The organism is Frigidibacter sp. RF13, assembly GCF_026626305.1.
Classification (GTDB): Bacteria; Pseudomonadota; Alphaproteobacteria; order Rhodobacterales; family Rhodobacteraceae; genus TMP-24.
Window position 1 is genome coordinate 513,329 of record NZ_JAPNUE010000001.1, and the last position, 19,199, is coordinate 532,527.

Below are 19,199 nucleotides of genomic sequence, written 5' to 3' on the forward strand. Positions count from 1 at the left end.
GTCTTAGTGGCGCGCGACGGGGGCTGCAAGGGCCGGCCCTGCCTGACCTGACGGCCCCTCTCCGGTCGCGCCGAAGGCTCTTCTCAAACCGACCGGTCCAAGGCAGCATGGCCGGATCATCGGCGGGAGGGTGGACATGGAGTATGGTGTGATGGATGCGACCGCGCTCGCCGCGCTGGTCGCCCGCCGGGACGCGAGCGCAGAAGAGCTGCTCGATCTCGCGCTTGCCGAGGTCGAGAGGCTCAATCCGCAGCTGAACGCTGTCGTTCTGCTTCAAGAAGGCGTGGCCCGCGCGGCAATCCGCAAGGGCCTCCCCGACGGGCCGTTCCGGGGCGTGCCCTTCCTTCTGAAGGACCTCGGCTGCGAGGCAGTGGATTTTCCTTCGCACAATGGCTCCCGCCTTCTGATGAACACACGCTACCCGCGCGACAGCGCGATTTTCGAACGCATCTGCGCGACGGGGGTCGTAAGCTTCGGCCGCACGACCGCGCCCGAGGGTGGCGTCGGACCGGCAACCGAAGCCGCCGTCTATGGCGGCCCGACGCGCAACCCCTGGCACCTCGGTCATACCTCGGGCGGATCGTCCGGCGGCGCGGGCGCGGCCGTCGCGGCCGGGATCGTACCTGCAGCGCATGGGTCGGACGGCGGCGGATCGGTGCGCATCCCGGCCGCGTCTTGCGGCCTTTACGGCTTCAAACCCACCCGCGCCCGGCTGCCCGACGGGCCCTATGTCGGTGAAGGTTGGGCCGGCATGACGATCGACGGGTTCCTCACCCGCTCGGTCCGCGATACGGCCACCTTCCTCGATGCCTGCCACGGCGCTGACCCCGGCGCCCCCTATTGGGCGCCGCCCTTGCGGGACAGCCACAGTGCCGCCATCGCCCGTCCACCCCGGCGCTTGCGCATCGCCATGTGCGACACGACCTTCACCGGCGCGCCGATCCATCCCGACTGCCGCGACGCCGTCCACGAAGCCGCCCGGCTTCTGGAGAGCCTCGGCCACCATGTCGAACCGGCGAGACCGAAGGCCGATGTCGCAGGCATGATGCGCGCCTGGACGAAGATCGTCGCCTGCGGCACCGCACTTTATGTCGCCAAGACAGTCGCGGCGCGCGGTCGCCCGCTGGCCGATGGCGAGGTCGAGGCCGTGACACAAGGCGCCATCGCCTACGCCGCCACCCTGTCGGGCGCCGACTATCTGGAGGCGGTCGGCAAGATCCATGCATTCGGCCGCGAGATGGCCGCCTTCCTGCCGCCCTACGACGTGCTTTTGTCGGCAACACTCGCCGAACCGCCCGCCGTGGTCGGCCGCTTTGCCCACCGGACCGAGGATTTCGTCCATTATCGCATGGGCGCCGGCATGGTCTTCGACTATTCGCCCTTCTGCGCGGTCTTCAACGCCTCGGGCCAGCCCGCCGCCTCCTTGCCGCTCGCGTGGAACGCCGATGGCCTGCCCATTGGCATTCACCTCGCAGCCCCCTTCGGCGAGGACGAGATGCTGATTGCCCTTTCCGCCGAACTGGAAGCTGCCCGACCCTGGGCCAACCGCCGCCCGCCCCAACAGGACGCATACAAACAAAATTGACCCGGAGGCCCAGCTTTTCCTTGCACCGAATCTGCAAGCGGTAAAATCTGATCAAAAGGAAGCACCTTGGGGAGGGCTCACCTTGTCAGAAACCGCCGTCGAGGTCCGGAGCGTATCCAAGCACTTCGGACAGGGCGACCATACCATCCGCGCGCTGGACGATGTCTCCGTCACCATCGGCAAGGGCGAATTCTTCACCCTGCTCGGCCCTTCGGGCTGCGGCAAGACCACGCTTCTCAGGCTGATCGCGGGTTTCGAAAGCCCGACCTCCGGGGCGATCCATCTGGAAGGACAAGACATTACCGACCTGCCGCCAAACAAGCGGCCGGTGAATACGGTCTTTCAAAGTTATGCGCTTTTCCCGCACCTGACCGTGGCGCAGAATGTGGGCTTTGGCCTGGAAATGCTGGGCCGCCCCAAGGCCGAGGTCAAGGCGACGGCCGAACGGATGCTCGCACTCGTCAAGCTCGAGGCGCTTGCTGGCCGCAAGGTCAGCCAGCTTTCTGGCGGCCAACAACAGCGCGTGGCCCTCGCCCGCGCGCTCGCACCGCAGCCCAAGGTCCTCCTGCTGGACGAACCGCTCTCGGCGCTGGACCTGAAACTCCGCAAGGAAATGCAGATCGAACTGAAGCGCCTGCAGCATGAAACAGGCATTACCTTCATCTTCGTCACCCACGACCAGGAAGAAGCGCTGACCATGTCCGACCGGATCGCGGTGATGAGCACCGGCCACATCCGCCAGATCGGCGCCCCACGCGAGATCTACACCCGCCCGACCAGCCGCTTCGTCGCCGATTTCATCGGCGAGACGAACTTCCTCACCGTCGAGGCGCGCGGCGGGGCAGCCGATCTCGGTGCCGGAACCCGCATCGAAACGGCGAAGACCGGGCGCGTCACACTGGCCGTGCGTCCCGAACATGTGCGCCTCACGCCCGCAGGCGCGGCCGGGGCCCTGCCCGCGACGGTCACGAACGCGGTCTATTTCGGCACCGACATGCATGTCTATCTGACGCTTCAGGACGGCACCGAGGTCGTCGCGCGCCAGCAGACCCAGGCCGACCCCTCGGCCGAACCAGCACCGGGCCAAACGGTCGGCGTTACGTTCGCGCCCGGCGCCGTGCAGCTGCTGGAGGATTGAGCCATGCACAGCCTCGAGGAACGCGCCAACAACCGCTCCGCTCGCAACGGCTGGTTCCTCTCGACCCCGGCACTGGTGATCCTGACCTTCGCCGCCGTCGGTCCCTTGTTCATCATGCTGGTCTATTCGTTTCTGGAGGCTGGCCAATACGGCAATGTCGAATGGGCCTTCTCGACCGATGGCTGGGTCGCCACACTCTTCACGCGCGACATTTTCGACGACACGGTCAGCCTTGCCGACGCGCATCTGACGATCTTCTGGCGCTCGGTCAAACTGTCGCTCCTGACCACGGCGCTGACCTTCGCCGTGGGCTTTCCCACCGCCTGGTTCATCGCCACGCGCCCGCCCAAGGCGCGGGCACTGTGGCTGTTCCTCATCACCATTCCGTTCTGGACGAACCTCCTGATCCGCACCTTCGCAATCAACGAGATCATCCGCACCGAAGGCGTTCTGAACACGGTCCTGAAAAAGCTCGGCCTGATCGAAACGCCCTTGCAGATCATCTACACCGACACAGCCGTGCTGATTGGTATGACCTATGTCTACCTGCCGCTGATGGTCCTGCCGCTCTTTGCCGCGATCGACCGGTTCGACATGCGGCTCCTCGAAGCGTGCTACGACCTCTACGCCAGCCGCTGGCGGGCCCTGACCCGCGTGATCGTACCGATCGTGAAACCCGGCATCGTCGCCGGGTCGATCCTGGTCTTCATCCCCTCGCTCGGCGCCTATGTAACGCCGCGTATCCTGGGCGGCGGCAAGAACATGATGATCGGCAATTTCATCGAACTGCAATTCGGGCAGGGCCGGAACTGGCCGCTTGGCGCGGCACTTTCGGTGGTGCTTCTAGTCATCGTTGCGACCGCGCTTCTCTTTTACGTCCGCGCCGTCAATCGCGAGGTGCGCCATGACTAAGCGCCCCTTCTCGGTCGCCCGCCTGCCGGGCTTTACCGGAACCGCCATCGCGGTCTTCCTCGCCCTCTACCTGCCGATCGTCATCCTCGTCGTCTATTCCTTCAACAAAGGGAATTCGGTCGCGGTCTGGCAGGGCCTGTCGCTTGATTGGTACGCCAAGGCCTGGGCAAACACTGCGGTCAAGGAGGCGACGGTACGTTCGCTGATCATCGCTGTTTCGGCCGCGCTCATCTCGACCGCCGCTGCCACGATGGCGGCCCTCGGCACCACACGGCGCAAGGCCTTCAAGGGCCAGACCTTCATCTATGTGATGATCAACCAGCCGCTGATGGTGCCCGAGATCGTAACCGCCGTCGCGCTTCTGATCTTCTTCGCCTGGATCAAGGTCACGACCGGCATCCAGGGCCTCGGCTATCTGATCGCCGCGCACTCCGCCTTCTGCATCCCGTTCGCCTACTTGCCTATCAGGGCACGATTGGAAGGCATGGACCTGTCGCTGGAAACCGCGGCCGCCGACCTGTACGCCAGCCCGTGGGCGACCTTCCGGAGGGTAACGCTTCCACTGCTGGCGCCCGGCATCATCGCTGGAGCAATGTTGGCCTTCGTCATCTCGCTTGACGATGTCGTCATCACCGAATTCGTGAAATCGGGTGGACAGGACACGCTGCCGACCTTCATGCTGGGGCAGCTGCGTCGCCAGCTCACACCGGAAATCAATGCCATTTCCAGCGTACTTCTGCTGCTGACGGTCCTTCTCTTGACCGCCTTTTTCCTGCTGACGAAACGACAAGACCACTAAACAAAAAACAGGGAGAATGAAGATGAAACCCACTCTTACCGCAGTTGCCCTTCTGCTGGCCTCGACCTCGCTCGCCAGCGCCGAAGGTCAACTGCAGCTTTTCAACTGGGGAAACTACACCTCGCCCGAACTCCTTTCGAAGTTCGAGGCCGAGACCGGGATCAAGGTCACGGTGACCGACTACGACAGCAACGAAACCGCTCTCGCCAAGGTCGAGGCCGGCGGTCATGGCTTCGATCTCGTTGTGCCCTCGGCAACCCATGTGCCTATCTGGATCGAGAAGGGTCTCGTCCAGGAACTCGACCTGTCGAAGATCCCGAACCATGCCAACATCGCGCCGGAGTGGATGACCGTCGACTACGACCCCGGCCGCAAATACTCGATCCCGTGGCAGTGGGGTTCGACCGGCATGGCGGTGAACCAGACCGTCTATTCGGGCGACATCAACACCTCGGCCATCTTCCTCGACCCGCCGCCCGAGCTCGTTGGCAAGGTCAACGTCACGCCGGAGATGGGCGACGTCGTGGCGCTCGCCACCATGTACATGGGCGGCCAGCCCTGTTCGGAAGATGGCGAGTTGATGAAGAAGGTCCGCGACAAGCTTCTGGAGGCCAAGCCGAAATGGCTGTCGATGGACTATGGCATGACCGAGAAGATGGCGGCGAACGACGTCATGGCCTCGCTTTACTGGAACGGCGCGATCTTCCGTGCCCGTCTGGAAAATCCGGACGTGAAATACGGCTACCCCAAGGAAGGCTTCATCCTCTGGATGGACCAGGTGATGCTGCTGAAGGACGCGCAGAACGTCGAGGAAGCCTACCAGTTCCTCAACTTCATCGCCCAGCCCGAGAATGCCGGGCTGATCTCCTCCTTCGCCCGCTATGCGAACGGCATCTCCGGATCGGAGCCCTTCATGCCTGAAGACATGAAGGACGCGCCGGAAATCGTCGTGCCAGCGGAGCTTGCCGACAAGGGCGTGTTCCTCAAGACCTGCACCGGCAAAGCGCAGGAATATATCACCGCGATCTGGACCGAGCTTCAGAAGTAAGCGGACAGTTTCAGCCAGAGGTCAGCCGCCGGATCCGTCCGGCGGCTGGTTTTTTGCATGAACAGCCCTATGTTCGGCGCATGAAACCTTCCGCCCTTATCGTCGCCCACGGCCAGCCGTCAGACCCGGAGCCGCCAGAGGCGGAGATTTCCGCCCTCGCAGCGTCGGTTGGCGCGCTCATTCCCGGCTGGCGGATCGCGGGCGCGACGCTCGCGGCGCCGGGTGCGCTCGACCGGGCCCTGGATGGTCTCGGCGCCCCGCTCGTCTTTCCGTTCTTCATGGCCGACGGCTGGTTTACCCGCAGCGAGCTGCCGCGCCGGCTGGTGGCGTCAGGTCATCCGGGTCTCGCGATCCTGCCCGCTTTCGGGCTCCTGCCCGGTATCGCGCCGCTTGCCGTCGATATTGCACGCAAGGCTGCGCGCGCGCGCGGCTGGGCGACAGCGGAAACAGCGCTCCTCCTCGCGGCCCATGGCTCGGGCCGCAGCCGAGCCTCGGCCGAAGCAACCAGAGCCATTGCCGCAACGGTGACGGGCTTTGCGGCGGTTCGCTTGGGTTTCGTCGAGGAAGCGCCCCATGTCACCGATGCGGCAAGTGGTCTCGGCCCCCGCGCGCTCTGCCTGCCGCTCTTCGTCGCGCGCTGGGGCCATGTGCAGCAGGATATCCCCGCCGCGCTTCGCACGGCGGGCTTTGCGGGCGCCCTGCTCGACCCGCTCGGCACCCACCCCATCGTTCCCTCGCTGATCGCCCGTGCCCTGGCGGATCGGCTGATCGCGCAAGGCAATACAGCGGAGTAATCCTTCCTCAATCTATCGGTGCCTAGCCTGTTCCCAGGGTAACAGGGGTATCGCCATGGGACGTATGGCATCGACAAGACGGGCAGCGAGCGAAAGCGGCGGCGGCAATGATCCGCTTGACTATTGGCTGGAGCAGGAGCGCCAGCAGGGTCTGGACGACGCCGAATGGGTAGCGGGCGATAAGCGGCTTCCCTCGGGCTGGTGGCTCCTGCCGGTAATGGTCATGGCCCTGCCGCTCTGGGGTTTCCTGATCTGGATGGCTTTCCTGCGCTAAAGCGTCCGCTCAGCAGTCCGTCGGGTCGATGGCGGCGCCAAGGGCCGCCACCAGACCGGCGCGGACATCCTGTTCGCACTGTATGGCCAATGCCTTGCGCGACCCAAAGGCATCGACGCTGACCGGAAGGTGAAAGATCACCTCGACCCGCCCCTGCCGCCTGGCGGCCAGCGTGTGCAGAAGGTGCGGGGCGAGGTCCATCTCGCCCCACCAGCCATAGAACCTTTTGTCGGCGCCCTCAGGCGCGTGATAGGCGACCGTGACCGGCTGGATCTGCATCACATGTTCCAGCCCGTGGGTATAGAACGCCTGAAAGAGCGTCGATTTGAACGGCAATACCCGCATCCCGTCGGTCGAGGTGCCTTCGGGGAAGAACAGCAGACGATGGCCCGCACGAAGCCGCGCCTCGAACTCCGCCTGCTGGGCGCGGGCCCGCCGAGGGTCACGCTCGATGAAAACCGTACCGGTCGCGCGCGCCAGCCAGCCGATGAAGGGCCAACGCGAGACTTCGGCCTTCGAGACGAAATAGACCCGCTGGCAGGCGTTCAGCGCGAAGATATCGAGCCAGGAGGAATGATTGGCGACGATCGCGCCGCGATGCGCCATCGGTTGCCCGCGATAGACGTAGCCCATGCCGAGGATCAGGAAGGCCAGACGGCAGACAGCTTGTGTGATGAAAGGCGTCACCGGCCGCGCCGCACCGCACAGCGGCCGCTCGACGAGGCGCGCCAAGAGCATCGCGACCAGCCCGAGCGAGGTCAGAAGTCCAAGCGCGAGCCCACGCAGCAGCGCCCTGATCCAACCCGCCGCCGTCAGCGCAGCGAGGGTGGGCTCTTCCTCCGGGCGCCAGGTGGTCACACCTTGGCCTCGTACTTGCGGGTGTAGAAGTCACGATGCCGGGCGCTCATCGCCTGGGTGTCCATCAGGAGGCAGACGTCAGTCGTATTGAACGTGTGATCGACGAAGGCACCGTCGCCGACAAATCCGCCAAGCCGCAGATAGGCTTTCATCAGGGCGGGCATCTCTACCATCGCCTGCCGCCGGTCGATCTCCGCCCCGGGCATCAGGTCCATGCTTTCGAACCGGCGCGACCGCACCCGCAGCTCCGGCGGCGCCAGATGGTGATGATGCAGCCAGCTCAGCGGCCGCCTGAGGGCCGCAACATCGGTGCCGTGAAAGGAGGCGACACCGAACATGATTTCGATCCCGTTCTCGAGCACATAGTCGGCCAGCGCATTCCACAGAAGGAACATTCCCGCCCCGCCCCGGTGGCCTGCGTCGACGCAGGACCGGCCCAATTCAAGCAACCGACGGCCCGACCGCCTGAGCGGCGCCAGATCATATTCCGCGTCGCAATAGAACCGACCGAAAGCCTCCGCCCGGCTGCCGCGCAAAAGCCGGTAGGCGCCCACGACATGGTCGAGCGCGCCCGTGCCGCGCGTCACGTCGACGAGCACCAGATGATCGTTGATATCGTCAAACTCGTCGCGCTCGAACCTGCCCCGATGATCCACATGCGGCCCGTCACCGCCCAACTCCTCGATGAAGACCCGATAGCGCAGCCGCTGCGCAGCCATGAGATCAGCCTCGCCCTGCGCCAGCCGCACCTGATATTGCGATGTCTCGGCTGTCATCGGCGCCCTGCTCTTGACCTCGGGTCTGTCTCTCGCGGTCGCGGTTTTACGGACAGGCGCAGGATTCGGCAACAAGCTCGCCGTTGACTCGCGTTAAAGCTGCATTAACCATTCGGCATCATTCCTGCGGTACGGACCGCCCCGAAATCAGCCTGAGCACCACATGATTGCCGTCGATCACCAACTTGCCGCGATGTTCGAAATTCACGGTGATCTTCAGGCCGATCCGGCTTTGCACCTGCCCAAGACCCCAGTCCGGCGCGCCCGGATGGGCGACGATCATTCCGGGCTCCAGAAATTCGTTCACCTGTCACTCCGTTCCGAGGGGTCCCAATGCATTTAGTACCAGTCAAAGATGACGCCAAGCCGGACATGGCTTCACTCCTCGCCTCGCGGATTTGCCACGATCTGGTCAGCCCTCTGGGCGCGATCGCGAACGGGCTGGAGCTTCTGGCAATGTCGGGGATCGCGGCGGGACCGGAACTGGCGCTTATCTCCGAAAGCGTTGCGGCGGCGAACGACCGCATTCGTTTCTTCCGCATAGCGTTCGGCCAGGCGCACACCGACCAGCGGATCGCGCGCAGCGACCTGCAGGCGGCGATCGACGCGCAAGGTCGCACCAGCCGCCTGGCGATCGACTGGACCGTCGCGCCCGATGGCGCCGAGCGAGGACCGGCCAAACTCGCCCTTCTCGCAATCCTCTGCCTTGAAAGCGCGATGCCGCGCGGCGGGAAGGTGTCGGTCGAGGCGGGCGGACAGTGGCGTGTGTCCGGCCAGTCGGAGATGATCCGCAATGACAACCCGCTCTGGGCACAACTCGGCGCACCGGATCTGATCGACACCCCGCCCCCTGCCCTCATCCAATTCGTGCTTCTCGCCAGCGAAGCGCGACGCCTTGGCCGCGATGTGAAGGCAGAGATCGGCGCGAACCGGATCACCCTCAGCTTCTGATCTCAGAGGCGGATGGTCCCGTCGCCGGTCACCAGATATTTGAAGCTCGTCAGCTGTTCGGCCCCCACTGGCCCGCGTGCGTGCATCTTGCCGGTGGCGATGCCGATCTCGCCGCCCATGCCGAACTCGCCGCCGTCGGCGAACTGGGTCGAGGCGTTGCGCATCAGGATCGCGCTGTCGAGCCGTTCGAAGAAACGGTCGGCGGTCGTGTCATTCTCGGTCAGGATCGCCTCGGTGTGGGAAGAGCCGTAACGACGGATATGGGCGATGGCCGCATCGACGCCGTCGACAAGTTTCGCCGCGATGATCTTGTCGAGGAATTCGCGCCCGAAGTCGTCGGGTGCGGCGCGGACGGTGCCCGGCACTTTCAGAAGCTCGCCCTCGGTCCGGACCTCGACACCGGCCTTCAGAAGGTCCTCGATCAGGACGGCGCCGTGTTTGGTATAGAACTGCCAGTCGATCAGCAGGCACTCGGCCGCGCCGCAGATGCCGGTGCGGCGGGTCTTGGCGTTCAGGACCACGGCGCGGGCCTTCTCGAGGTCCGCGTCGCGGTCGGCATAGACATGGCAGATGCCTTCGAGATGGGCAAAGACCGGCACCCGCGCCTCGGCCTGCACAAGGCCGACGAGGCCCTTGCCACCACGCGGCACGATGACGTCGATATGGTTCACCATGCGCAGCATCTCGGTGACTGCCGCGCGGTCGCGGGTGGGCACCAGCTGGATTGCGTCTGGGGGCAGGCCAGCCGCCTTCAGCCCCTGAACCATGCAGTCATGGATCGCTTCCGAGGAATGGAAGCTTTCTGACCCGCCGCGCAGGATCACCGCATTCCCGGCCTGAAGACAAAGCGCGCCCGCGTCCGCCGTCACGTTCGGGCGGCTTTCGAAGATGACGCCGACGACGCCGAGGGGCGTCCTGACCCGTTTGATGTTCAGCCCGTTTGGCCGGTTCCATTCCGCGATCACCTGACCGACCGGATCCTTCTGGGCCGCGACCGCCTTCAGCGCGTCGACGATGCCGCGAATGCGGTGCTCGTCGAGCGTGAGACGATCTATCATCGCGGCCGACAGACCCTTTTCCGCGCCATAGGCGAGGTCCATGTAATTGGCGTCGAGAATCTCCTGCCGCCGGTCCCAGACCGCCTGGGCGGCCGATTCGAGAGCGGCGTATTTGCGTTCGGACGAGGCGAAAGCTAGGTCTGCAGCAGCGGCTTTCGCCCGCGCGCCAATACCGGCCATCAGCGTGGCAACATCCTTTGTATCCATAACCGGCCTGTCCACGTTCTGTCCTCAAATACTCCGGGGGTCCGGGGGCAGCGCCCCCGGCCTTGCCTTCAGAAATCCAGCACCAGATCGTCACGATGCACAAGGGCCGCACGGCCCTGATAACCAAGGATTGCGGCAATCTCGGACGATTTATGACCGGCGATCGCCTTGGCCTCGGCGGCGGTATAGCGGATGAGGCCCTTGCCCAAGGCCTCGCCCGCCGGGCCGAGGATCGCCACCGGCTCGCCGCGTCCGAAGGTTCCGCCGACCGCGCGGACGCCGGCGGGCAGCAGTGACTTGCCCTGTTCCAGCGCCGCGACGGCGCCCGCGTCGACCGTGATGTCGCCCTTGGGCTTCATCGCCGCGATCCAGCGCTTGCGCGCGGCTTGCGGGTCGCCGTCGGGCAGGAACCAGGTGCGGTTCGCACCGGCGGCCAGCGCCTTCAGGGGTCGCAGCACCGAGCCTTCCATGATCGCCATCGCGCAGCCGCCCTGCACAGCGGTCTTCGCCGCCATCAGCTTGGTCTTCATGCCGCCTTTCGAGAGGCCCGAGACCGGATCGCCCGCCATCGCTTCGATCTTCGGGGTGATCTTCTCGATCAGGTCGAAGCGCTCGGCGGCCGGGTCTTCCTTGGGGTTGGCCGAATAGAAGCCGTCAACGTCGGACAGAAGCACCAGTTGATCGGCGCCCACTGTCACCGCGATCTGTGCGGCGAGCCGGTCGTTGTCGCCGAAGCGGATCTCGTCCGTCGCGACCGTGTCGTTCTCATTCACGATCGGCACAACGCCCGCCGCAAGCAGCGTTTCCATCGTCGCGCGCGAATTCAGATAGCGGCGGCGGTCTGCCGTGTCTTCCAGCGTCACAAGGACCTGCGCGGTGGTGATGCCGTGGGGCGCCAGAACCTCTTCATAGGCACGGGCCAGACGGATTTGACCGACAGCGGCAGCAGCTTGAGCCTGTTCCAGCGCGAGCGCGCCGGTGGGCCAGCCGAGGACGCCGCGACCAAGGGCGATGGACCCCGAGGAAACGAGGATCACGTCGGCGCCCCTGAGCTTCGCTTCGACCACATCGAGCGCCAAAGCCGAAAGCCAGTCGCGCTTCAGCCCTTTCGCGCGATCGACAAGCAGCGCCGAGCCGATCTTGACGACCAGCCGCCGCGCTCTCGTGATGTCGGGCGTCAGGGCTGCCACGATGTGGTTTCCTCGGACGCATCCGTGCGCCGGTTCCGGGCGATTTCGCCCCAAAGCGCGCGCAAAACCTCGGTCACGCCCTTCTTCGCGGCGCCGGAGAGGAGCATCACTTCGCCGCCGCAAGCCTTTTCCAACGACCGCTTGCGCGAGGACAGCGTCTTTGCATCCAGCGCGTCGATCTTGTTCAGGCAGGTGATCCGGGGCTTCGCCGCGAGGTCGGGCGAATAGGCCTCAAGCTCGGCGATGATGGTCTTGTAGTCCTTGGCGATGGTCGAGGACGTGCCGTCGACAAGGTGCAGGAGCACCGAACAGCGCTCGACATGACCGAGGAACAGGTCGCCAAGGCCCCTGCCCTCGGATGCCCCTTCGATCAGGCCGGGGATGTCGGCCATCACGAATTCCTTGCCGTCAACGCCGACGACGCCAAGATTGGGGTGGAGCGTGGTAAACGGATAGTCCGCGATTTTCGGCCGGGCGTTTGAGACGGCGGCGAGGAAGGTGGACTTGCCGGCGTTCGGCAGGCCGAGAAGGCCCGCATCGGCGATGAGCTTGAGCCTCAGCCAGATCGTCCGTTCGATCCCCTCCTGTCCGGGATTGGCATTGGCGGGCGCGCGGTTGGTCGCGGACTTGAAGCGCAGGTTGCCCCAGCCGCCGTTGCCGCCCTTGGCGAGGCAGACGCGCTGACCAACCTCCGTCAGGTCGGCGATCAGGGTTTCCTCGTCCTCGTCGATGATCTCGGTGCCCACCGGCACTCTCAGCACGATATCGTCGCCATCCGCGCCGGTCATCTGGCGGCCCATTCCACCCCGACCGTTCTGGGCAAAGAAATGCTGCTGATAGCGAAAGTCGATCAGCGTGTTCAGCCCGTCGACTGCCTCGGCCCAGACCGAACCGCCCTTGCCGCCGTCGCCGCCATCCGGCCCGCCGAATTCGACGAACTTCTCGCGCCGGAAGCTGACGCAGCCGTTTCCGCCCGAGCCGGAGCGGATATAGACTTTGGCGAGATCGAGGAATTTCATGTGCGGGGCTTTCGGACGGGTCGGTCAGGCGATAGTGCGATGAACGGGTTTGTGCAAGGTCCGAGCCCCGGGGCGCTGCCCCGGACCCCGGGATATTTGGGCCAGAGTGAAGGATATGGATCTTTCACGCCGGGCTTGCGGCCTCCCAAGCGGCGCGTGTGAGGTGCATTCGGCAGGAAAGCTGATCCTGCCCCGGTCGCGCCCTGGAGCGTCGGATCATATAGCCGGAGATAGCGAAGCCCAGTTTGCGCAGCACCGCGGCGGACCGATCATTGCCCTCGAAGTAGCCTGAAGCGACCGCCCCGGCGGCCGGGTCGGTGAAATGGGCGGCGAGGATCGCGCGCGCCGCTTCGGTTGCATAGCCCCTGCCCCAGGCCCGTCGCGCCAGCCAATAGCCGAGAACGCCGTCATTCTCGATCAAGCCGGCAAGGCCGTCCTGCGCTTGGATGGTCCAGACGATCCCGGGTTCGGCATGCCGCAGGAAGTCATGAAAGTCAGCCGATCCGTACGGATGCGGCACTACGGCAAGCCAGCGCGCCACCTCCCAGTCGTTCAAGGCCAGAACCAATGCGGCCTCGTCCGAGGCCTGAAGGGGACGGAGGAGGAGCCGCCCCGTCTGAAGAAGGGGGCGGCGCATCTGTCACCTCATCCCATCTTCTTCATATAGGTCCAGGTCGGGACCTTGGCATTCCGCGCGACCGACCAGGCCTCGGCATCGCCGAGATAGTCGAAGCCTGCGTTCACCAAGACCCGTGCGGAGCCGGCGTTGTCCTGAAAGACTTCGGCGAAGAGGGCGCGCGACGCATGGGGATTGGCCGCAACGATGGCGCCGACCGCCTCGGACGCATAACCTGTGTTCCACAGGCCCGGCGCCACCCAGAAGCCGATCTCTGACTGGTCGCGGTCCATCCGCATCAGGCTGACAAGGCCCAGGACCTCGGCCTGGCCATGGGCCGCGCCATCCATCACCCAGATATCCTCGTCGCGCTTCTCGGACAGGGCGCGCGCGACAAAAGCCTCTGCCGCGCCGGGCGGCAGCGGATGGGGAATGGCCCTTGTGCCTTCGGCAAGCCGCCTATCCGACGTATAAAGGGCGATGAGGCCCGCGTCGGAGGCCCGGATCGGGCGAAGGTCGAAACGCTCTGCTTCGATAACGGGTTGCAGGGCAATCGTCTCAGGTCTCACGTCTTCACTCCTCCGAAAACCGTGATCCTCCCGGGCCAGAATGGACCCGGTGGAATAAAGGTGGGCGCCGCGGGGCGCGGGCGCAAGGGCGTCGTGCAGTCTGGTCGCGGATTTCGTCAGGAGCATGACAGATGTCCCCTGTCCGCTTCGGGTCCGGCCACTACCGTTCTGGAGGCTGGCGGATAGCCTGCGCCCGAAAGTTCAATAAAGTCTTGCGCTTGGGGGACAAGCTTCACAGGCGGCCGCCCGACCCCTTCGGCGACAGCGCGCCAAAGGCCCGTCAAAAGGCGGCGGGTGTTCGCCGCAGGGCGCATCGCCATGCGTTCCTGAACAATCTCATCCTCAAAGGCGGATTGGTGACGAAATTCAAGCGGGAAAGCGAAGACCCAGGTACAACCAAGGGCGGCGAGCATCGACTCGGTGCCGGTGATGCGGGTCTGCAGGGAAATGTGCTTGGTCATGATGGTCCCTTTCACTTGCGCTTCGCGCCGGGACCCCATCCGCCGAAACTGGAAGGGGGACCGGCTGTTTTGCCGATCCCCCTTTGAACCTTCGGTTCTTTTCGGTTTGTCGGCTTACTCGGCCGCCTCCGCCTTGGGGAGAACCGAGATAAAGGTGCGGCCTTTGAGGCCCTTCTTGAAGGTCACGTGGCCTTCGGTGACGGCAAAGATCGTGTGGTCACGGCCCATGCCGACGCCTTCGCCCGGGAACCAGGTGGTGCCGCGTTGGCGCACGATGATGTTGCCCGGAATGGCCTTTTCGCCGCCGTAGAGCTTCACGCCAAGGCGACGGCCCGCGGAGTCGCGGCCGTTACGAGAGGAACCGCCTGCTTTTTTATGTGCCATGGGTCAGTCTCCTCTTACGCGTCGGCTTTTTTCGTCGCGCGCTTGGCCTTGGGGGCCTCGGGCGCAGCGGCGGGGGCGTTATTGTGGGCCGCACGGCGGGCCGCAGCGGTGCCGGTAGCCACGGACACGTCCGACTTGTCGGCGCCCTTGGCGAGGATCTCGGTCACACGCACCAGCGTCAGCTTCTGACGGTGGCCACGGGTACGCTGCGAGGAATGCTTCCGGCGGCGCTTGTGGTAGGTGATGACCTTGTCGGCCTTGATGTTGTCGATGACTTCGGCCTGAACGGCGGCGCCCTTCACAAGGGGCGAGCCGAGAACGGGCGCGTCGCCACCGATCATCAGAATTTCGTTGAACTGGACTTTGTCGCCAGCGCTTGCGGCAATCAGTTCGACGCGCAGCACATCGCCCGCCTGAACCTTGTATTGCTTGCCGCCCGTCTTGAGGACCGCGAACATGGGTCTTTCCTTCATCGGTTTCCGCGCCCTGTGGCCCCGTTTCCGGCGTTTGTCGGCTTTCGCCGCCTCGGACAGCGCGCCCTCTCTCGAAGGCGTCATTGCAAAGAAATGGCCGGGCGAGTCGGATGACTTGCCCGGACCGGGGGCTTATCGGCGAGTGCGCCCACGAAGTCAAGGGCCCCAAGGCGCGGCGTCAGCCGAGTGTGGCGAGGCCGGGGAATGTCTCCAAGAGCCAATATGAGAATCGCGAGAGCGAGTCGGTCAGAAGCGCAAGGCCGACGATGATCAGGAGTATACCCATCGCCTTTTCAATAAGCCGCATATGGCGCTTGAGACGCGCCATCGCATCCATCGCCCGACCGATGAAAAGCGCGGCCAGTAGGAACGGCAGGCCAAGACCCATCGCATAGATAGCAAGGAGCGCGGCGCCGCGCCCGACCGAAGCCTCGGAGGCGGCGAGCGACAGGATGGCACTCAGTTGCGGGCCGATGCAGGGCGTCCAGCCGAACGCGAAGGCAAGGCCCAGCACATAGGCGCCGAAGGTCGACCCGCCCTTGTCACCGGCATCGAGCCGCGCCTCGCGGTCGAGGAAGGGAATGCGGATCACATGCAGGAAATGGAGGCCTAGGAGGATGACGACCACACCGGAGCCTTTTGTGAGGATCGGCTGGTATTGCAGGAAAGCCCGGCCGAAAGCCGATGCGGCGGCGCCCATGAGCAGAAAGACCGTGGACAAGCCGAGAACGAAGAAAAACGCGGGCAGTACGACCGAGCGTCTGCGTCCAGAGGCTCCGGTCAGATCGCCCATGCTGATCCCACCCATATAGGCGAGATAGGGCGGCACGACCGGCAAGACGCAGGGGCTGAGGAACGACAGGATCCCCGCGACCAGCGCGATCAGCGCCCCGAGGCCGAAGCCCGCATCCATGATCGAGGTTGCAAACATGTTCCTGCCATAGCCGAGCCTGCGCCCGCCGTCACGCCGCCTTTCGCTGACGGGCCTTCACAAGCCCGTGGACTTTTCGCCGCATCCCGCCTAACGGGCGGGCATGACCCCCGATGCCGAGATCGATGCGACCGGGCTTCTCTGCCCCCTGCCCGTCCTGAAGGCGCAAAAACGCCTGCGCGCGATGGCGCCGGGCGAAGTGTTGCAGCTTCAAGCGACCGACCCGGCGTCCTGGGTGGATGTGCCGCATTTCTGCGCGACGTCCGGTCACAGGCTGATCTGGGCAACCGACCATGAGGGCGTGAAGACCTATCTGATCGAGCGCGGCCCCGGTTCTTCCGAAGCCTGAGGCAAGAAAGCAAAACCCCGGCGCGAGGCACCGGGGTTTGTCGTTTCACATGACAGTTCCTCAGCGGCCGAGCGACCACCAGCCACGCTTCTTCTGTTTCGGCTCGCCGCTGTCAGCAGCAACCTCCTCCGCAACCGGATCGGGCTGAAGCCCAGCGGTCGCGAGCGCCACCTGTGGTTCGGGGGCCGGCGCAGGCGCGGGCGCCGCAGCCTCGGTCGCCACCTCGACCGAAGACGCCGTTTCCGCAACCGCCGCCTTTTTGGCGCGCGAGCGCGTCGCCTTGGCCTTCGGCGCCGGAGCGTCGGCCGCAGGCACCTCAGCCGGCGCCTCAGCCGCAGCCTCGGGGGCGGCCTCTACCGCAACCTCGGCCTTCTTCGCCCGCGTCCGGCGCGCTTTCGGCTTTTCGGACGCCGCTTCGGTCGGGACATCGTCCAAAGGTCCGGCCTCGGTCGCGGCAGGTTCCGCGGTAGCGGTCTCAGCGGCCGCTACCGCCTCCACTACCGCTTCGGCAGGCTGATCGGACTTGCGCGACCGGCCGCCGCGGCTGCGGCTGCGCTTCGGCTTGGCAGGCGCGGCTTCCGCCGCTTCGGCGGGCTGCTCGTCGTTGCCGTCGGCCTCCTCGCCAGCGCTGTCACCGGCCTCGTCGCCGCCATCTTCCTCGCTCGCGCCGGCCTCGACGCCTTGCGCCTCGCCCTCACCGTCGCGGCCACCGCGCCGACGGCGCCGACGGCGGCGCTTCTTCTTGCGACCGGGCTCGCCATCGCCATCGCCGCTTCGGGCCTCGGCCCGGGCTTCGCCCCGGCTCTCGCTCGACGCCTCGGCCTCGGCGGCCTCGTCTTCGTCCTCTTCAACCTCGGGCTCTTCCTCCGGTTCGTCCATCACGGTCGTGTTCACCGATACGACCTGCGAGAGGTTTTCCGGCACGACCCGCGTCGCGGTCTTGAACTTCTCAAGGCTGAAATCGGGGCTGATCAGCGAAGGATCGGCCTCGATCCGCACCGACAGGCCATAGCGGGCCTCGATCTGGGCGATATGTTCGCGCTTCTGGTTCATCAGATAGTTGGCGACCGCGACCGGCGCCTTTACCAGAACCTCACGCGAGCGCTTCCGAGTGCCTTCCTCTTCGATCTGGCGCAGGATTGACAGGGCAAGCGAGTCATCCGACCGGATGATCCCTGTTCCATGGCAATGCGCGCAAGGCTGCGTCGTCGATTCGAGCATGCCCGGCCGCAGACGCTGACGCGACATTTCGAGAAGGCCGAAGCCCGAGATACGGCCAACTTGGATGCGGGCGCGGTCAGTCTTCAGCTTTTCCTTCAGCCGCTTCTCGACGGAGGCGTTGTTCTTGCGCTCTTCCATGTCGATGAAGTCGATGACGATCAGACCGGCAAGGTCGCGTAGCCTGAGCTGGCGGGCGATCTCCTCTGCCGCTTCAAGGTTGGTCTTGAGCGCGGTTTCTTCGATCGAGCCTTCCTTGGTCGCCCGGCCAGAGTTCACGTCGATGGCCACCAGCGCCTCGGTCACGCCGATGACAATATAGCCGCCCGATTTAAGCTGGACGACGGGGTTGAACATGCCGCCCAGATAGCTTTCCACCTGATAGCGCGCGAAAAGCGGCATCTGTTCGGTGTAGAGCTTCACGTTCTTGGCGTGGGACGGCATGATCATCTTCATGAAGTCCTTGGCCGCGCGGTAGCCCTTGTCGCCCTCGACCAGAACCTCTTCGATGTCCTTGTTGTAGAGGTCGCGGATCGTGCGCTTGATCAGGTCGCCTTCCTCGTAGATCGGCGCGGGCGCGATCGACTTCAGCGTCAGGTCGCGGACCTGCTCCCAAAGCCGCATAAGATATTCATAGTCGCGCTTGATCTCGGCCTTGGTGCGCTGCGATCCGGCGGTGCGGATGATCAGACCGGCGCCATCCGGCACCTCAAGGTCGCCTGCGATGTCCTTCAGTTTCTTGCGATCAGCCGCATTGGTGATCTTGCGGGAAATGCCGCCGCCGCGCGCGGTGTTGGGCATCAGAACGCAGTAGCGGCCCGCGAGGCTGAGGTAGGTGGTCAGCGCCGCGCCCTTGTTGCCGCGTTCTTCCTTCACCACCTGCACCAGCATGATCTGGCGGACCTTGATCACTTCCTGGATCTTGTAGCGGCGGGGGCGAGGCTTACGCGGTTGCCGGATTTCCTCGGCCACATCCTCTTCGGCAACCGATTCAATCTCGGGGTCGCTGTCTGCGGCGTGGTCCGCCGCGACATAGGGCTCCTCGCCATTGCCGTTTGCGGGCTCTGCCACGTGCGAGGCCTGGGCTGCATCGTCGCGCGGCGCGTCGTCGGCATGGACCTGCGACTCGCCCTCATCCTCTCCGAGGTCGATCACGGTCATGCCGGGAATGTCGTCGCTCGTGCGCTTCTGGTCGCCCTGATCGGCGGCCTGCGCCTTGGCCCCGCCCCGCGGACGGCGGCGGGAGCGGTTGTGCTCCTCGGCCTCCATCGCCTCGGCATAGGCCTTTTCCTCGGCGAGAAGCGCCTGCCGGTCGGCGACCGGGATCTGATAGTAATCGGGATGGATTTCCGAGAAGGCGAGGAAACCATGCCGGTTTCCGCCGTAATCCACGAAGGCCGCCTGCAGCGAGGGTTCGACCCGCGTAACCTTCGCCAGATAGATGTTTCCGGCCAGTTGCCGCTTGTTTACGGTCTCAAAATCAAATTCTTCGACCTTGTTGCCGTCCACCACCACGACGCGGGTCTCTTCCGCGTGGGTGGCATCGATAAGCATTTTCGTTGCCATTGTAGGTTCCAGACGCCAACAGC

22 protein-coding genes are annotated in these 19,199 nt (G+C 65.0%); 9 read left to right on the plus strand and 13 right to left on the minus strand.

The window, feature by feature from the left end:
* Window positions 1-136 precede the first annotated feature (136 nt).
* From OU426_RS02445 to OU426_RS02475, 7 genes are all read left to right on the plus strand, one after another.
* Window positions 137-1,585 carry an amidase gene (locus OU426_RS02445; protein ID WP_267632256.1) on the plus strand — a complete coding sequence of 483 codons (1,449 nt, stop codon included), beginning with the start codon at window positions 137-139 and terminating at the stop codon, window positions 1,583-1,585.
* 82 nt (window positions 1,586-1,667) lie between these two features.
* The gene (locus tag OU426_RS02450) at window positions 1,668-2,723 is read left to right on the plus strand and encodes an ABC transporter ATP-binding protein (protein ID WP_267632257.1); all 1,056 of its coding nucleotides are present in this window, start codon (window positions 1,668-1,670) and stop codon (window positions 2,721-2,723) included.
* A gap of 3 nt (window positions 2,724-2,726) precedes the next feature.
* A complete protein-coding gene (locus OU426_RS02455) occupies window positions 2,727-3,635 on the plus strand; it encodes an ABC transporter permease (protein WP_267632258.1) in 909 nt (302 codons plus the stop codon).
* Window positions 3,628-4,434 carry an ABC transporter permease gene (locus OU426_RS02460; RefSeq protein WP_267632259.1) on the plus strand — a complete coding sequence of 269 codons (807 nt, stop codon included), beginning with the start codon at window positions 3,628-3,630 and terminating at the stop codon, window positions 4,432-4,434. The genes OU426_RS02455 and OU426_RS02460 overlap by 8 nt, the downstream gene beginning before the upstream one ends.
* A 22-nt stretch (window positions 4,435-4,456) precedes the next feature.
* Entirely contained in the window at window positions 4,457-5,482 is a 1,026-nt protein-coding gene (locus OU426_RS02465; protein WP_267632260.1) for an extracellular solute-binding protein, read from the plus strand.
* 80 nt (window positions 5,483-5,562) lie between these two features.
* Complete coding sequence (locus OU426_RS02470; protein WP_267632261.1) at window positions 5,563-6,276, plus strand: CbiX/SirB N-terminal domain-containing protein; 714 nt, start codon at window positions 5,563-5,565, stop codon at window positions 6,274-6,276.
* 55 nt (window positions 6,277-6,331) lie between these two features.
* A complete protein-coding gene (locus OU426_RS02475) occupies window positions 6,332-6,550 on the plus strand; it encodes a hypothetical protein (RefSeq protein WP_267632262.1) in 219 nt (72 codons plus the stop codon).
* Between the two features lie 9 nt (window positions 6,551-6,559).
* On the opposite strand, the gene olsA is transcribed toward OU426_RS02475, so the two are convergent.
* The 3 genes from olsA to OU426_RS02490 all read right to left on the minus strand — a co-directional run bounded on the left by olsA (window position 6,560) and on the right by OU426_RS02490 (window position 8,491).
* A complete protein-coding gene (olsA, locus tag OU426_RS02480; RefSeq protein WP_267632263.1) occupies window positions 6,560-7,408 on the minus strand; it encodes a lyso-ornithine lipid O-acyltransferase in 849 nt (282 codons plus the stop codon).
* Window positions 7,405-8,184, minus strand: coding sequence for an L-ornithine N(alpha)-acyltransferase (olsB, locus tag OU426_RS02485; protein ID WP_267632264.1), 780 nt, complete (start codon window positions 8,182-8,184; stop codon window positions 7,405-7,407). The genes olsA and olsB overlap by 4 nt, the downstream gene beginning before the upstream one ends.
* A 118-nt stretch (window positions 8,185-8,302) precedes the next feature.
* Window positions 8,303-8,491: a DUF3553 domain-containing protein gene (locus OU426_RS02490; RefSeq protein ID WP_267632265.1), complete on the minus strand. Its 189-nt coding sequence runs from the start codon at window positions 8,489-8,491 to the stop codon at window positions 8,303-8,305.
* A gap of 65 nt (window positions 8,492-8,556) precedes the next feature.
* Here OU426_RS02490 and OU426_RS02495 point away from each other — a divergent pair, with 65 nt between their 5' ends.
* Window positions 8,557-9,135 carry a histidine phosphotransferase family protein gene (locus OU426_RS02495; RefSeq protein WP_267632266.1) on the plus strand — a complete coding sequence of 193 codons (579 nt, stop codon included), beginning with the start codon at window positions 8,557-8,559 and terminating at the stop codon, window positions 9,133-9,135.
* Window positions 9,136-9,137: 2 nt separating this feature from the next.
* Here OU426_RS02495 and OU426_RS02500 read toward each other — a convergent pair whose 3' ends face one another.
* From OU426_RS02500 to OU426_RS02540, 9 genes are all read right to left on the minus strand, one after another.
* Entirely contained in the window at window positions 9,138-10,400 is a 1,263-nt protein-coding gene (locus OU426_RS02500; RefSeq protein ID WP_267632898.1) for a glutamate-5-semialdehyde dehydrogenase, read from the minus strand.
* Window positions 10,401-10,468: 68 nt separating this feature from the next.
* The gene (proB, locus tag OU426_RS02505; protein WP_267632267.1) at window positions 10,469-11,590 is read right to left on the minus strand and encodes a glutamate 5-kinase; all 1,122 of its coding nucleotides are present in this window, start codon (window positions 11,588-11,590) and stop codon (window positions 10,469-10,471) included.
* Entirely contained in the window at window positions 11,578-12,609 is a 1,032-nt protein-coding gene (gene obgE / locus OU426_RS02510; protein WP_267632268.1) for a GTPase ObgE, read from the minus strand. Before obgE ends, proB begins: the two co-directional genes overlap by 13 nt.
* 124 nt (window positions 12,610-12,733) lie before the next feature.
* Window positions 12,734-13,246 carry a GNAT family N-acetyltransferase gene (locus OU426_RS02515; RefSeq protein WP_267632269.1) on the minus strand — a complete coding sequence of 171 codons (513 nt, stop codon included), beginning with the start codon at window positions 13,244-13,246 and terminating at the stop codon, window positions 12,734-12,736.
* Window positions 13,247-13,254: 8 nt separating this feature from the next.
* Window positions 13,255-13,794: a GNAT family N-acetyltransferase gene (locus OU426_RS02520; RefSeq protein WP_267632270.1), complete on the minus strand. Its 540-nt coding sequence runs from the start codon at window positions 13,792-13,794 to the stop codon at window positions 13,255-13,257.
* 116 nt (window positions 13,795-13,910) lie between these two features.
* Window positions 13,911-14,255, minus strand: a complete 345-nt coding sequence (locus OU426_RS02525) for a hypothetical protein (protein ID WP_267632271.1) — start codon at window positions 14,253-14,255, stop codon at window positions 13,911-13,913.
* Between the two features lie 114 nt (window positions 14,256-14,369).
* Entirely contained in the window at window positions 14,370-14,639 is a 270-nt protein-coding gene (rpmA, locus tag OU426_RS02530) for a 50S ribosomal protein L27 (protein ID WP_267632272.1), read from the minus strand.
* Between the two features lie 14 nt (window positions 14,640-14,653).
* Window positions 14,654-15,097: a 50S ribosomal protein L21 gene (gene rplU, locus OU426_RS02535; RefSeq protein WP_267632273.1), complete on the minus strand. Its 444-nt coding sequence runs from the start codon at window positions 15,095-15,097 to the stop codon at window positions 14,654-14,656.
* Window positions 15,098-15,290: 193 nt separating this feature from the next.
* Window positions 15,291-16,043, minus strand: a complete 753-nt coding sequence (locus OU426_RS02540; RefSeq protein WP_267632274.1) for a cytochrome c biogenesis CcdA family protein — start codon at window positions 16,041-16,043, stop codon at window positions 15,291-15,293.
* A gap of 103 nt (window positions 16,044-16,146) precedes the next feature.
* On the opposite strand from OU426_RS02540, the gene OU426_RS02545 reads away from it, so the two are divergent.
* A complete protein-coding gene (locus tag OU426_RS02545) occupies window positions 16,147-16,392 on the plus strand; it encodes a sulfurtransferase TusA family protein (protein WP_267632275.1) in 246 nt (81 codons plus the stop codon).
* Between the two features lie 60 nt (window positions 16,393-16,452).
* Here OU426_RS02545 and OU426_RS02550 read toward each other — a convergent pair whose 3' ends face one another.
* Window positions 16,453-19,176 (minus strand): Rne/Rng family ribonuclease, encoded by a 2,724-nt coding sequence (locus tag OU426_RS02550; RefSeq protein WP_267632276.1) that lies wholly within the window; start codon window positions 19,174-19,176, stop codon window positions 16,453-16,455.
* Window positions 19,177-19,199 lie beyond the last annotated feature (23 nt).

Bases quoted from the DNA above. Each gene is read 5' to 3' on its own strand.
- OU426_RS02445 (WP_267632256.1), top strand. From the start codon at position 137: ATGGAGTATGGTGTGATGGATGCGACCGCGCTCGCCGCGCTGGTCGCC.
- OU426_RS02455 (WP_267632258.1), top strand. From the start codon at position 2,727: ATGCACAGCCTCGAGGAACGCGCCAACAACCGCTCCGCTCGCAACGGC.
- OU426_RS02460 (WP_267632259.1), top strand. From the start codon at position 3,628: ATGACTAAGCGCCCCTTCTCGGTCGCCCGCCTGCCGGGCTTTACCGGA.
- OU426_RS02465 (WP_267632260.1), top strand. From the start codon at position 4,457: ATGAAACCCACTCTTACCGCAGTTGCCCTTCTGCTGGCCTCGACCTCG.
- OU426_RS02470 (WP_267632261.1), top strand. From the start codon at position 5,563: ATGAAACCTTCCGCCCTTATCGTCGCCCACGGCCAGCCGTCAGACCCG.
- OU426_RS02475 (WP_267632262.1), top strand. From the start codon at position 6,332: ATGGGACGTATGGCATCGACAAGACGGGCAGCGAGCGAAAGCGGCGGC.
- olsB (WP_267632264.1), bottom strand. From the start codon at position 8,184: ATGACAGCCGAGACATCGCAATATCAGGTGCGGCTGGCGCAGGGCGAG.
- OU426_RS02495 (WP_267632266.1), top strand. From the start codon at position 8,557: ATGGCTTCACTCCTCGCCTCGCGGATTTGCCACGATCTGGTCAGCCCT.
- OU426_RS02500 (WP_267632898.1), bottom strand. From the start codon at position 10,400: ATGGATACAAAGGATGTTGCCACGCTGATGGCCGGTATTGGCGCGCGG.
- obgE (WP_267632268.1), bottom strand. From the start codon at position 12,609: ATGAAATTCCTCGATCTCGCCAAAGTCTATATCCGCTCCGGCTCGGGC.
- OU426_RS02515 (WP_267632269.1), bottom strand. From the start codon at position 13,246: ATGCGCCGCCCCCTTCTTCAGACGGGGCGGCTCCTCCTCCGTCCCCTT.
- OU426_RS02525 (WP_267632271.1), bottom strand. From the start codon at position 14,255: ATGACCAAGCACATTTCCCTGCAGACCCGCATCACCGGCACCGAGTCG.
- rpmA (WP_267632272.1), bottom strand. From the start codon at position 14,639: ATGGCACATAAAAAAGCAGGCGGTTCCTCTCGTAACGGCCGCGACTCC.
- rplU (WP_267632273.1), bottom strand. From the start codon at position 15,097: ATGTTCGCGGTCCTCAAGACGGGCGGCAAGCAATACAAGGTTCAGGCG.
- OU426_RS02540 (WP_267632274.1), bottom strand. From the start codon at position 16,043: ATGTTTGCAACCTCGATCATGGATGCGGGCTTCGGCCTCGGGGCGCTG.
- OU426_RS02545 (WP_267632275.1), top strand. From the start codon at position 16,147: ATGACCCCCGATGCCGAGATCGATGCGACCGGGCTTCTCTGCCCCCTG.
- OU426_RS02550 (WP_267632276.1), bottom strand. From the start codon at position 19,176: ATGGCAACGAAAATGCTTATCGATGCCACCCACGCGGAAGAGACCCGC.